Source organism: Amycolatopsis sp. NPDC049688 (assembly GCF_040674975.1).
In the GTDB taxonomy this organism is placed as follows: domain Bacteria; phylum Actinomycetota; class Actinomycetes; order Mycobacteriales; family Pseudonocardiaceae; genus Amycolatopsis.
On sequence record NZ_JBFANY010000020.1, the window covers coordinates 151,824 to 164,376 of the forward strand.

The following is a 12,553-nucleotide window of genomic DNA, read 5'->3' on the forward strand; positions in this document are numbered from 1 at the left end:
TCACGCACGACGCGGCGAGGCTCGCCGTGAACCGGGCGAAGACCATCCGCGGCTGCCCGGGGAAGGCGACCGCCGTCGCCGTCAGCACCACGGGGTTGATCGCCGGCGCGGAGAGCAGGAACGCCACGGCGGCCGACGGCGTCACGCCGCCGCGCACCAGCGCGCCGGCCACGGGCACCGACGCGCATTCGCAGCCGGGCAGGACCGCCCCGGCCAGACCGGCGACCGGAACCGCCAGCGACGGCCGTTTCGGCAGCACGCGGGTGAAGAACGACGGCGGCACGAACACCGCGAGCGCGGCCGACAGCAGCACACCGACGACCAGGAACGGCAGCGCCTGCACGACCACCGCCACGAACACCGTCAGCCAGCTCTGCATCACCGGGGTGGCCAGCAGCCGCCGGACCGGACCCTGCGCCAGGAATCCGGCCAGCAGGACAAGAGTGAGGATGAGGACGGGATCGGCGTTCCAGCCCGCCGGTCCGTCCTGATTGCGGCGTTTTTCTTCGATGGCAGTCACCAGGAGGTCTCCGTACTTCCGCTCCACACCCGCCCTGGAACACGGGCAGCGGCCCGGCCCGGTTCATTCCGCCCGGCCGCCCGACGAAGGTCGCGGGCGGTTCACGACTTTCGTCGGGCACGGCCACCAGCCGTTTCGTCCGGTTCGGGACCGGACGTGACGGCGTAGCCGATTCGCGCCACTGCATAAACAGGACACCCATGGGGCCGAACCATTCCGGCAGGATCTCTCGAGGAGTGATTCATGCGTCGTGCACCCCGAAGAGCGGCCTGCCCGCCTGCACCACCGCGAACGGCTGTTTCAAGAAGGTCAACGAAAACGGGCAGGCGAGTCCGCTCCCGGCCGCGGACAGCGGCTGGGCCGGGGAGATCTCGCTCGACGTCGACATGGTTTCGGCGATCTGCCGGTCAGGGAAAGTGGGGCGTAAGTGGGACACTAGATCTTCACTACGCCCACTCCAAGCCAGCGACCAGCGCGAATGGTGCCCCCGACGGGACTCGAACCCGCACTGAATCGATTTTAAGTCGACTGCCTCTGCCGGTTGGGCTACGGGGGCACCGCACACTCTAGGTGATCGGGGTGGCTCCTGTCCGGTAGACCTCGAAACCCCCGGCGACCACCGAAATGGCCCCCGGGGCCCCGCCGGTCGTCAGTTCAGGGTCCAGGACTGGTTTGCCGCGCCGGTGCACGTCCAGATCTGCAGTGGGGTGCCGTCGGCCGAACTCGGGCCGGTGGCGTCCAGGCACTTGCCCGAGGCCGGGTTGACCAGCTGGTTCGATGCCGTGTGCGTCCACTGCTGGGCGCCCGTACCGTTGCAGTCGTAGAGCTGGACCTTCGTCCCGTTCGCCGTGGCCGCCGCGGCCACGTCCAGGCACTTCCCCAGCGCCCGCAGCGTTCCCGCCGTCGACGTCCACTGCTGGGCGCTCGTCCCGTTGCACGTGTACAGGTCGATTGCCGTGCCGTTCGCCGTCGATGCGCCCGCCACGTCGACGCACTTGCCGCCGTAGCCGGTGATCGTGCCGCCGGCCGGTGGTGGCGGGGTGCTGCCCGAGATCGCGTTGAAGATGCGCGAGTACGCGTAGCCGGTGGCCCGGTCGTAGTCGTGGACCTCCCAGAACGACAGTTCCGCGACCCCGTTCTGCGCCGCGAACGTCTCCAGCTGCTGGGCGTCGGACTGGCTGAACTGGGCGCCGTCGTCGTTGCGGCCCGCGATCGGGGTCAGGCCCATCATCGCGTACGCCGCCGACGTCGAAATCCCGTACAGGCTCGCCAGCTGGGACGCCGACGCGCGCGCCGCCGACAGCGCGTCGGACAGGACCGGCTGGCCGTCGTAGAAGTCCATCACCATCAGGTTGACCACGCTGACCTTGACGCCCTTGTTCTTCGCGTCGCGCAGCAGGTCGAGCTCGTTCGACGGGATGCCCGACGGGTCGACCGCCAGCGTGTAGTCGACCTGGACCGCCGGGTTCTGCTGCTGCAGCGCGGCCAGCGCCGAGTTGCGGCGCTGGTTGGACGCCGTGTCGCCGAGGACGCCGCCTTCGATGTCGAAGTCCAGGCGGGGCGTGCCGTACGTGTTGACCACGTTCGCGTACGCCGCGGTGAGGCTGGCGGTGTTCGTGCAGGTCTGGGCCAGTTCGCCGCCTTCGGCGCCGCCGAACGACGGGATGACGTTGCCGCCCGCCGCCTGCAGGGCGCTGATCTGGGACTTGAACGAGCCGACGCCGGTGCCGTTCGCCTCCCACACCGGCGTGCAGCCGGACTGCGGGGTCAGGAACGCCAGCGTGAAGAACTTCGTGCCGGTGGCGCTGAGGTCGGCGGCCATATCGCCGGCGTCGGCGTCGCTGATCTGCAGGTAGGGCGCCGCGTAGTGGGCCGGGAACGCCGGCCCGGCCGCGGCGGCCTGCGGAACGGCGACGACGGCGGCGCTCAGCACCGCCGCCGTGAGGGCAGCTCTGGTACGGGGAAAGGACATGGGAGCTCCAGGGGACCGAGGGGCGGAGCGGGAGCGGACTTATTCCGCGTTGTGAAGAAAGGGTTTACCCGCCCACCGGGTCAGTTGTCCAGACCATCCCGCTCACCGGCAAACAGCCGGGCATTTCCCCGTAATAGCCCCGAAAACGCCGAAAGCCCCCGGCCGCGGGGGCCGGGGGCTTCGGGGGAAAGAGCGTCAGGACTTCGAAACGCGCGCGAACTCGTCCTTCGGGTTGTTGATCTGCCCGAGCGAGATCACCTCACGCCGGAACAGCCCGCCCAGGATCCAGTCGAACAGGATCCGGATGCGGCGGTTCCACGTCGGCATCGCCTTGAGGTGGTAGGCGCGGTGGAACAGCCAGGCCGGGAAGCCCTTGATCTTCAGGTTCAGCGCGTCGGCCACGCCCTTGTGCAGGCCGAGGCTCGCCACCGCGCCGAGGTTCTTGTGGAAGTAGTCCTTCGGCTTGCCGCCGCGCAGGACCTTGATGATGTTCTTCGCCAGCAGGCGGGCCTGCCGGACCGCGTGCTGCGCGTTCGGCGGGCAGGTCGCCGTCGGGTCCTCTTCGGTGCGCGAAAGGTCCGGGATGGCCGCGTTGTCGCCCGCGGTCCACACGTCCGGGTGACCCACGACCTGCATCGCGGCGGTCGCCTCGAGCCGGCCGCGCTTGTCGAGCGGCAGGTCAGAGTTGGCCAGCACCGGGTTGGCCTTCACGCCGGCGGTCCAGATGATCGTGTCGGTGTCGAACTCGGTGCCGTCCGAGAGCACGACGTGACCGTTCTCGAACGACTTCGCCGCGGTCGACAGGTAGACCTCGATGCCGCGCTTCTCCAGCTGCTCGACCGTGTAGACCCCGAGGGTCTCGCGGACCTCGGGCAGGATCCGGCCGGCCGCCTCGACGAGCACCCAGCGGATGTCGGAGGTCTTGATGTTCGGGTAGTAGTTCTCCACCGCGAACCGGGTCATGTCCTCGAGCTCGGCCAGCGCCTCGATGCCGGCGAACCCGCCGCCGACGACGGTGAACGTCAGCAGGCGCTTGCGCAGCTCGGGGTCGAGCGTGCTGGCCGCCTCGTCGAGCTTGGTCATGATGTGGTTGCGCAGGTAGATCGCCTCGCCGATGGTCTTGAAGGCGATGCCCTCCTCGACCAGGCCCGGGATCGGCAGGATGCGCGCGACGGCGCCGAGGGCGACGACCAGGATGTCGTAGCCGAGCTGCTCGATGTGGCCGTCGGCCGCCTCGACCGTTACGGACTTCTTCTCGTTCTCGATCTTGGTGACGCGCGCGGTCAGCACGTGGCAGCGCTTGAGCACCCGCCGCAGCGGCACGACCACGTGCCGGGGCTCGATCGCGCCGGCCGCGGCCTCCGGGAGGAACGGCGCGTAGGTCATGTGGGGCTGCGGGTCAACGACGGTCACGGAGGCCTCGTTGGCCCGGAGCATCTTCTGGAGGCCGTACGCCGTGTAGAGCCCGACGTACCCACCACCGAGGACGAGGATCCGAGTCGGTTCCGACTTCGACTTCGCAGCAGCCATGTCCTCATGGTGACACCTTCGCCGCGACCTCGCTCGGGGGCCCCATCCGGCTGTGACCAGCGTCGCTGCGGTTTCCGTAACGATTCAGTTCTGAGGTGTCACCGAGGTCGCGGCCCGGAAGACGTCCGCCACCATGGCGTGGGTCACGCGGTGTGTCTGGACATTGCGCGGCGAGACGTGATAACAGCCGAAAACGCGCAGGTCGCCGAGTTCGAGCACGGCACCGTGCGCGAACGCCGGCCGCGGCTGCGGGACCGCCCAGCCCGCCGCCTCGAGCACGGGCAGCAACGCCTGCCACCCGAACGCGCCGAGCACCACGACCGAGCGCAGTGTCGGACGTAACAGTGCCAGTTCTTCGGCGAGCCACGGACGGCAGGTGTCCCGCTCGGCCGGGGTGGGCTTGTTCTCCGGCGGGGCGCAGCGCACCGGCGAGACGAGCCGGGTGCCGTAGAGCTCCAGCCCGTCGCCGATCGCCGTCGACGTCGGCTGCGACGCGAGCCCGACCTCGTGCAGGACGCGGAAGAGGAAGTCGCCCGAGGGGTCGCCGGTGAACATGCGCCCGGTGCGGTTGGCGCCGTGGGCGGAAGGAGCGAGGCCGACGACGGCGAGGGACGCGTCCGGCGGGCCGAAGCCGGGGACCGGGCGGGACCAGTACTGCTCACCGCGGAAGGCGGCTTTGGTGCCGGCGACGCCCTCGCGCCAGGCGACCAGGCGGGGGCACGCGCGGCAGCCCGCGACCGCGGTGTCGAGCTCGGCCAGTGACCTCATCGCAGCGCCGCCCGGGACGACCGGTCGGCCTGCCGGGTGGTTTCGGGCAGCCGGTAGCGCGGGGTCAGCGCGAGGGTCAGCCGGCAGGCGTGGGCCAAGCTGATCCGGTGCCCGGCCGAGACGTACACCGGCTTGACGCCGTCCTGGGTCCGCAGCACGGCACCGACCTCCTCCCCGGCGTCGACCAACGGCACCGACATACCCCGCGAGGGCCCCGGAGAACCGTGGGTGCCGACGAACCGCGTCTTGCCGACGCCGAACGCGGGCAGCCCGGTCAGCACGCCGAGGTGGCAGGCCAGGCCGAAGCGGCGCGGGTGGGCGAGGCCGTGGCCGTCGCAGACCAGGACGTCGGGGGTGCGCTCCAGCCGGTCCAGCGCGGCCAGCAGCGGCGGCAGCTCGCGGAAGGCGAACAGGCCCGGCTCGTACGGGAAGACGGCTTTCGCGCGGTGCGTCCGCGCTTCGACCACGGTGAGCCCGGCGGTTTCGAGGGTGACGACGGCCGCGGCGATCCCGTCGCCCCCGTCGTAGGCGACGTCGAGGCCGGTGACCGTCGGCGGCAGTTCGAGGAGGTCGTCGGTGAGGTCCACCAGGCCGCGCAGCCGTTCCTGCGTGGCGAGCGCTTCCCCGACCGTCGCAGGCCAGTCCTCGGTGTGCACCAGGTCACCCTGCCACAGGAGGCCGTTCGAGCCGACTAAGTTGGGTCCATGGCGGACACCACCCCCGAAGAGGCTCCCGAGAAGAAGGCCGCGGAAAGCACCGAGATCCCGGCCGAGCCGACCGACGACATCGTCACGACCCGGCACACGCTCACCGTGAAGCGCAAGAAGCTCGCGTACACGGCGAAGGCGGGGCGGATCGTCCTCCGCAAGGAGGTCGTCAAGGACGGCAAGTCCGAGGGCTTCAAGGCGAAGGCCGAGGTGTTCGTCACCTCCTACACCCTCGACGACGCCGACCCGGGTTCGCGGCCGGTGACGTTCGCCTTCAACGGCGGCCCCGGTTCGTCGAGCATCTGGCTGCACATGGGCCTGCTCGGGCCGCGGCGGGTGCTTTCGGGCGACGTCGACGACCTGGTGCCGCCGCCGTACGGGCTGGCCGACAACCCCGAGACGCTGCTCACGCACAGCGACCTGGTGTTCATCGACCCGGTGTCGACCGGCTACTCGCGCGCCTCCGAAGGCGGCGAGACCAAGGACTTCCACGGCTTCAAGGGCGACATCGAGTCCGTCGGCGAGGTCATCCGGCTGTGGGTGTCGCGGCACCAGCGCTGGCTGTCGCCGAAGTTCCTGGCCGGCGAGTCCTACGGCACGCTGCGGGCCGCCGGGCTGGCCGCGCACCTGCAGGACCGGCACGGGCTCTACCTGAACGGCCTGCTGCTCATCTCGTCCGTGCTCGACCTGGGCACGCTGCGGTTCACCGAGGGCAACGACCTCCCCTACTCGCTGTTCGTGCCGACGTACGCGGCGATCGCGCACTACCACGGCCTGCACGGCGAGCGCCCGCTCGACGACGTCCTCGCCGACGCCGAGGACTTCGCGGCGAAGGACCTGCCGTGGGCGCTGGCGCGCGGGGCCCGGCTGTCCACTCAGGACCGGGCGGAGGCGGTGGCCACGCTGGCGTCGCTGACCGGGCTGAGCGAGTCCTATGTGGACCGGGTGAACCTGCGGATCGAGCACGTGCGGTTCTTCACCGAGCTGCTGCGCGACCGCGGCCTGGTGGTGGGCCGGATGGACGGCCGGTTCACGACGTGGGAGCCGGACGGCGGCCGCGAGCACATGAGCGACGACCCGTCGATCTCCCGCGTGGTGGGCGCCTACGCGGCGGCGTTCAACCACTACGTGCGGGCCGAGCTCGGCTACGAGAACGACCTGCCGTACGAGATCATCAGCGAGGACACGTTCAAGGCCTGGTCGTACTCGGACTTCGAGGGCCGCTCGGTGTCGGTGGTCGACTCGGTGAGCGCGGCGATGCGCGCGAACCCGCACCTGAAGGTGCACGTGGCGTTCGGCCACTACGACGGCGCGACGGCGTACTTCGCCGCCGAGCACGTGCTGGCCCACCTGCACATCCCGGAGGAACTGCGGGACAACATCGACACGGCGTACTACCCGGCGGGGCACATGATGTACGTCCACGAGCCGACCCGGGTGCAGCAGTCGAAGGACCTGGCGAAGTTCGTCAAGCGGGCGTCGAACCGCTGACTCTCACCCTGCCGCCGTGCCGTAGGCGCCCGGCGGCAGGGACCGGTACCGGCGGCTGAGACGCTCCGCGAGCAGCGGGCCGATGGCCAGGAGGACGTAGGCCACCCGCACCGGGAACCACGGGGGCATGGCCGGCCAGGTGGCGTCGAGGTCGATCCAGGCCAGCAGCGTGAGCGCCGCCGCCGGTGCGAACACCACGGCGTCGTACGCGCGCAACGCCGCGTCGACACCCAGCGATGCCGCGTCCTCGGCGATCACCGGGTCACGCAGCACCGGGCCGAGCACCAGGACCGTGCCGGCGGCTCCGATCGCCAACGCCACCGCCCAGCCCGCGGCCGCCGGGGGACTCGTCGCGAACCGGGCGGCGCACAGCACGACGCCGCCGCCGTACGTGACCAGCGCCGAGGTCAGGTACCACCAGCCCACCTGGGCGGCCGCCACCCGCCACGGGAGGCGGGCGCCCGGGGGCGCCAGCCGGGCGGCGAGGCGTTCGCGGGCCCGGACGCGGCGCCACTGCAGCAGCGGGTGCACCGTGAAGACCAGGCTGACCAGCACGAACTTGGGCGGCACCGGGACCGGCGGCAGGACGACGACCGCCCACACCAAGCCCACGAAGATGCCGTAGGCCGTGTTCGCCCGCTGGGCCTGCTCGCGGGATCCGACGCGCACCGCCAGCAGCCGCGCCGGCCACTCCACCTCGATGCCGCGCCGCGCGAGCCACGCCCTCGTCAGATTGACTTCCGCAACCGTCGGCTGGTCAGGGCCGCTCATCGGCCGTAGAACCCGGGCGGCAGCCGGCGGTACCGGCGGCGGACCAGCAGCCAGCCGGTCAGCAGCAGCCCGGCCACGGTCACCAGGTAGGCCAGCGCCCACCAGCCCAGCGTGCCCGGTGCCGCCCAGTCGACCACGAACACCGGCATCGCCAGCAGGGCGTACCCGGCGCAGGCGGCGAACCGGAGGCCGTCCTCGGCCCGCAGCACCTCGTCGACCCACCGGGACGCCTCGTCCTCCGCGATCACGGGCGCGCGGAAGGCCCGGGCGAGCGCCCAGGCGGTCGCCCCGGCGCCGGCGGCCAGCGCGAACGTGTGCAGCCCGATTTCGACGGACGGCGGGTACCAGTGCTGCCAGGCGAACTGCGGCCGCGTCAGGAACGACGCCGCGCAGAGGACCGCCCCGCCGGCGAACGTGACGGCCACCGCGGCCAGGTACCACCAGCCGACCTGCCGCGCCGCCACGCGGGGCGCGGGCGGGCTCCCGGTGCCTGCGAGACGCTCGGCGACCTGCTCGCCGGCCTGCACCTGACGCAGGCGCAGCACCTGGTACAGGGCGATGACCAGCGCGGAAACCGCGGCCCGGCCCGGCAGCTCCACCGCGTGGAACAGGGCACCGCCGAACCACCACAGGCACGCGACGAGGATCAGGTAACCCGGCAACCCGCGAGTCGCGAAGCCGCGCGCGCCGAGGCGCAGGGCGAGCAGCCGCGTCGGCAGCCACACCTGCACCCCGCGGCGGCCCAGCCAGGCCCGGGCTCGGGCCACGTCGAGCAGGGTCGGCTCGCCGGGCAGTCTCGGGTCGACCGGCAACGCCGGTTCACGCACGATCACCAGAACACCCCCCCAGTCACCTCGTTCACGCGCGCCGGGCCCCAGCGGTTGCCTCAGGTGTCGAAGAACCGTTCGAACAGCGCCACGACAACTTCGTCGAGCCGCGTCGGCTCGTGAATGCCGTGCAGCGCGGCGGAACGGCCCACCCCGGCACGGGGTGGGCCGTTTCGGCGAACGCTACTTCAGGTACTGCGATCCGCGCGTCACCGCCGCGTAGGCGTCGACTGCGCCGTGGCCGTAGAAGCCGTTGAACGACGGGTCACCCTCGCAGGTGGCCGTGAACGTCGCGTCGCGGCCCTCCTTCAGGTAGTCCACCGTGCGCGGGACCGGGCAGGCGATCTTCGCCGCCGTGCCCTCGAGGACGCGCTGGACCTTGTCCGGGTCCAGGCCGAACTCGCCGTGGGACTTCTTGCCGTACTGCGAGATGATCAGCGCCGCGACGCCGGTCGCGTGCGGGGTCGCCATCGACGTGCCCTGCAGCCACTGGTAGTAGCCGACGCGGCCGTCGGGCGCGGTCGCCTTCTTCACGCCCGCGGTCAGGCCCGCCTCGGTGATGTTGCCGTCCGCGTCGATGTTGCCCTCGGCGATGCCGACGTTCTTCGGGTACGTCGAGAGGATCTCGTTCTCGACCGTGCGGTACCACGGCGTGCCGAAGCCGTCGCGGAAGAAGCCGCCCGGCGCCGACACCGAGATCTGCTCCAAGCCGTAGTTCGAGTAGTCCGCCTTCTTCTGCGACGGCCCGAACGAGCTCACGCCGATCGTGTGGTTGCCCTCGACCGGCAGGTTCAGGCACGAGCTGTTGTCCACCGTGCGCGGGTGCGTGCTGTTCGCCGGGTAGTCCGGGCTCGTGGTGTCCGGCTGCGGCGCGCCCAGGTCGGTGTGCTGGTTGCCCAGCGCGACCACCATCGTGACGCCCTTGCGGTGCGCGTAGTTCAGCGCGCGCTGGGTCGCCTCGATGATCGTGCGCTGCTCGGCCTGCTCGGCGGGCGAGTCCGCCGGGTTCGCCGTGCAGTTGTACAGCCACGGGTCGGTGTAGAACGACATGTTGACCACGTCGATGCCCGCGTCGCCGGCGTAGGTCAGCGCGTCGACGGTCGGCTGCAGGAAGAAGTAGCCCGAGTCCTGGCCGGCGCGGATGTTCACCAGCGTCACGTTCGGCGCGACACCGGAGACGCCGAAGCCGTTGGCCGCGGCGGCGATGGTGCCGGCGACGTGCGTGCCGTGCCCGCCGTCGTCGTGGTTGACCGGGTCGACGCAGCCGCGGAACTCGCACGGGCCGTCGACCTCGACGCCGTTGACGTCGGTCGGGATGTCGCGGGTGAAGTTGCGCGAGTCGGCCTCGTCGAAGTTCGGCGCGATGTCCGGGTGCGTGCCGTCGATGCCGGTGTCGATGACGCCGACCTTGACCTGCTTGCTGCCCGGCTGCTTGGTGCGCGAGAGGTCCGAGCGGACGGACTTGAGGCCCCAGAGCTGGTCGTCCAGCGGGTCCATCCCGGCGGCCTTGGCGGCGGCCTTCTTCGAAGAGGCGGCGCCGCGGCCTTCCTTCTCGACGTTGTCGCTCTTGACCTTCTTGCCGTTCTTCGGCAGCGAGCCGATGACCTGCGACTTGGCCGCACCGAACACCGCGCGGTTCGCGGCCACGCGCTCGGTGAAGCCGGTGGCCGGCGCGCTGGCCTTGATGAGGCCGACCGCGGTGTTGGTCTCCAGGACCGTGCCGCCCGCGGCCTTGATCGCCTGCTGGGCGGTGCCGATGCTCTGGACGTCCTTGGCGAGCACGGTGAATTCGGTCGCCGGGCCGGACAGCGCGGGCTGCGCCGACGCGGCCGGGACCGCGACGGCGGACACCGCGCCGAACAGCGGCACGGCCAGCACCGCGGCCAGAAGCCTGGGTCTCTTCACGTTTCTCCTCCTCGCGGAAAGCGGTTCCTGCACCGTATAGACCGGACATAGCGCATACAACGGCAAAAAGTACGTTATGGAACAACCGACTTCTGCTCGGCGAAGTGACAAGCTGACAAGTGCCCGTCCGTCCTGGGCACCAGTTCCGGCACCTCGGTCGCGCACCGGTCCTGGGCCTTCCAGCACCGCGTGCGGAACCGGCACCCGGACGGGGGATCCAGCGGGCTCGGCACGTCGCCGGTCAGCCGGATCACCTGGCGGCGCCCGCGCACGGACGGGTCCGCCACCGGGACCGCCGACAGCAGCGCCTGGGTGTACGGGTGCGACGGCCGTTCGTAGATCTCCTCGTCGGTGCCGAGCTCGACGATCTTGCCCAGGTACATCACCGCGACCCGGTTCGACAGGTGCCGCACCACCGAAAGGTCGTGCGCGATGAAGACGTAGGACAGGCCGAACTCGCCCTGCAGCTCGCCGAGCAGGTTCATCACCTGCGCCTGGATCGAGACGTCCAAAGCGGACACCGGCTCGTCGCAGATGATCACCTTGGGCCGCAGCGCGAGTGCCCGCGCGATGCCGATGCGCTGGCGCTGGCCGCCGGAGAACTGGTGCGGGTAGCGGTTGAGGTGCTCGGGGTTGAGCCCGACCACCTCCAGCAGTTCGCGCACCTTGCCCGCCCGCGACCCCTTGGGCGCGACTTCCGAGTGGATTTCGAACGGCTCGCCGACGATGTCGCCGACGGTCATCCGCGGGTTGAGCGAGGTGTACGGGTCCTGCAGCACGATCTGGATCTCACGGCGCAGTTTCCGCAGCTCGGCCCCGCGCATGGCGAAGATGTCGCGGCCTTCGAACTTCGCGGTGCCGCCGGTCGGCTCCTCCAGCCGCATCAGGACCTGGGCGAGCGTCGACTTGCCGCAGCCGGACTCGCCGACGACGCCGAGCGTCTCGCCCGGCATCAGGTCGAACGAGACGCCGTCGACCGCCTTGACCTGGCCGATCGTCTTCTTGAACAGGATGCCGGTGCGGACCGGGAAGTACTTCTGGAGTCCGGTGACCGAGAGGATGGGGTCAGGCACGGGAGCTCACCACCTCTTCGGCGAAGTGGCACGCGCTGGTGCGGCCGAAGCCGATCGCGTGCTGCGGCGGGACGTCGACGCTGCACCGGGCTTCGGCCCGCTTGCACCGCGGGTGGAACGGGCAGCCCGGCGGGATGTGCAGCAGGCTGGGCGGCAGGCCCTTGATGGTTTCCAGGGTCTGTCCCTTGAGGTCGAGCCGGGGCAGGGAGTCCATCAGCGCGGCGGTGTACGGGTGGCCCGGCGCGCGGAACAGCTCGACGGCGTCGGCCTGCTCGACGATCCGGCCCGCGTACATCACCGCGATCCGGTCGGCGACCTCGGCGACCACCCCGAGGTCGTGGGTGATGAGCACCAGCCCCATCTTGCGCTCGGCCTGGATCTCGTGCAGCAGGTCCATGATCTGGGCCTGGACGGTGACGTCGAGGGCGGTGGTCGGCTCGTCCGCGATGAGCAGGTCCGGGTCCAGGGCCAGCGACATCGCGATCATCGCGCGCTGGCGCATGCCGCCGGAGAACTGGTGCGGGTAGTCCTTGATCCGGCGCTCCGCCGCGGGGATCCGGACGATGTCGAGAAGTTCGACCGCGCGCTTGCGCGCGTCCTTTTTGGACATACCGAGCCGGACACGCAGCTGTTCCTCGATCTGGAACCCCACGGTGAACACCGGGTTCAGCGCGGACAGCGCGTCCTGGAAGATCATCGCGATCTCGCTGCCGCGCACCTCACGGCGGCGTTCTGCGGTCGCCGTCAGCAGGTTTTCGCCGCGCCAGCGGACGGCGCCGGCGGTGATCACCCCCGGCGGCACGTCGAGGATCCCCATCACCGTCTGGGCGGTGACGCTCTTGCCGGAGCCGGATTCCCCGAGCACGGCCAGGGTTTCACCGGCGTGCACCGAGTAGCTGACGCCGTTGAGCACGTTCGCCACGCCGTCGGACGTCCGGAACTCGACGTGCAGGTCCTCGACCTCGAGGAGAAGTTCGTTGTCGGACAAG

11 protein-coding genes, 1 tRNA gene and 1 pseudogene are annotated in these 12,553 nt (G+C 70.8%); 1 reads left to right on the plus strand and 12 read right to left on the minus strand.

The features are described from left to right. Positions 1-31 precede the first annotated feature (31 nt). The 7 genes and pseudogenes from AB0J55_RS40500 to AB0J55_RS40530 form a co-directional block, all read right to left on the minus strand. Positions 32-379, minus strand: a pseudogene (locus AB0J55_RS40500) (permease); the annotation flags it as partial. 382 nt (positions 380-761) lie between these two features. Then, positions 762-908, minus strand: coding sequence for a hypothetical protein (locus AB0J55_RS40505; RefSeq protein WP_364261563.1), 147 nt, complete (start codon positions 906-908; stop codon positions 762-764). Between the two features lie 91 nt (positions 909-999). Further along, positions 1,000-1,076 (minus strand) — tRNA-Leu (locus tag AB0J55_RS40510). Positions 1,077-1,169: 93 nt separating this feature from the next. After that, a complete protein-coding gene (locus AB0J55_RS40515) occupies positions 1,170-2,492 on the minus strand; it encodes a ricin-type beta-trefoil lectin domain protein (RefSeq protein WP_364261566.1) in 1,323 nt (440 codons plus the stop codon). A 195-nt stretch (positions 2,493-2,687) separates the two neighbouring features. Further along, positions 2,688-4,022, minus strand: coding sequence for an NAD(P)/FAD-dependent oxidoreductase (locus AB0J55_RS40520; RefSeq protein ID WP_310973783.1), 1,335 nt, complete (start codon positions 4,020-4,022; stop codon positions 2,688-2,690). An 84-nt stretch (positions 4,023-4,106) separates the two neighbouring features. Then, the gene (locus AB0J55_RS40525; RefSeq protein ID WP_364261569.1) at positions 4,107-4,790 is read right to left on the minus strand and encodes a uracil-DNA glycosylase; all 684 of its coding nucleotides are present in this window, start codon (positions 4,788-4,790) and stop codon (positions 4,107-4,109) included. Continuing rightward, positions 4,787-5,446 carry an endonuclease V gene (locus AB0J55_RS40530; RefSeq protein WP_364261572.1) on the minus strand — a complete coding sequence of 220 codons (660 nt, stop codon included), beginning with the start codon at positions 5,444-5,446 and terminating at the stop codon, positions 4,787-4,789. The genes AB0J55_RS40525 and AB0J55_RS40530 overlap by 4 nt, the downstream gene beginning before the upstream one ends. Before the next feature lie 48 nt (positions 5,447-5,494). On the opposite strand from AB0J55_RS40530, the gene AB0J55_RS40535 reads away from it, so the two are divergent. Next, positions 5,495-6,988 (plus strand): peptidase S10, encoded by a 1,494-nt coding sequence (locus tag AB0J55_RS40535; RefSeq protein WP_364261575.1) that lies wholly within the window; start codon positions 5,495-5,497, stop codon positions 6,986-6,988. Positions 6,989-6,991: 3 nt separating this feature from the next. Here the strand turns inward: AB0J55_RS40535 and AB0J55_RS40540 are convergent, their stop codons facing one another. The 5 genes from AB0J55_RS40540 to AB0J55_RS40560 all read right to left on the minus strand — a co-directional run bounded on the left by AB0J55_RS40540 (position 6,992) and on the right by AB0J55_RS40560 (position 12,552). Further along, complete coding sequence (locus AB0J55_RS40540; RefSeq protein ID WP_364261578.1) at positions 6,992-7,759, minus strand: hypothetical protein; 768 nt, start codon at positions 7,757-7,759, stop codon at positions 6,992-6,994. Then, positions 7,756-8,592, minus strand: coding sequence for a hypothetical protein (locus AB0J55_RS40545; RefSeq protein WP_364261581.1), 837 nt, complete (start codon positions 8,590-8,592; stop codon positions 7,756-7,758). Before AB0J55_RS40545 ends, AB0J55_RS40540 begins: the two co-directional genes overlap by 4 nt. Before the next feature lie 177 nt (positions 8,593-8,769). Further along, positions 8,770-10,491 (minus strand): S8 family serine peptidase, encoded by a 1,722-nt coding sequence (locus AB0J55_RS40550; protein ID WP_364261584.1) that lies wholly within the window; start codon positions 10,489-10,491, stop codon positions 8,770-8,772. Positions 10,492-10,565: 74 nt separating this feature from the next. Further along, the gene (locus tag AB0J55_RS40555) at positions 10,566-11,564 is read right to left on the minus strand and encodes a dipeptide ABC transporter ATP-binding protein (RefSeq protein WP_364261587.1); all 999 of its coding nucleotides are present in this window, start codon (positions 11,562-11,564) and stop codon (positions 10,566-10,568) included. Continuing rightward, entirely contained in the window at positions 11,557-12,552 is a 996-nt protein-coding gene (locus tag AB0J55_RS40560; RefSeq protein WP_364261590.1) for an ABC transporter ATP-binding protein, read from the minus strand. Before AB0J55_RS40560 ends, AB0J55_RS40555 begins: the two co-directional genes overlap by 8 nt. Position 12,553 lies beyond the last annotated feature (1 nt).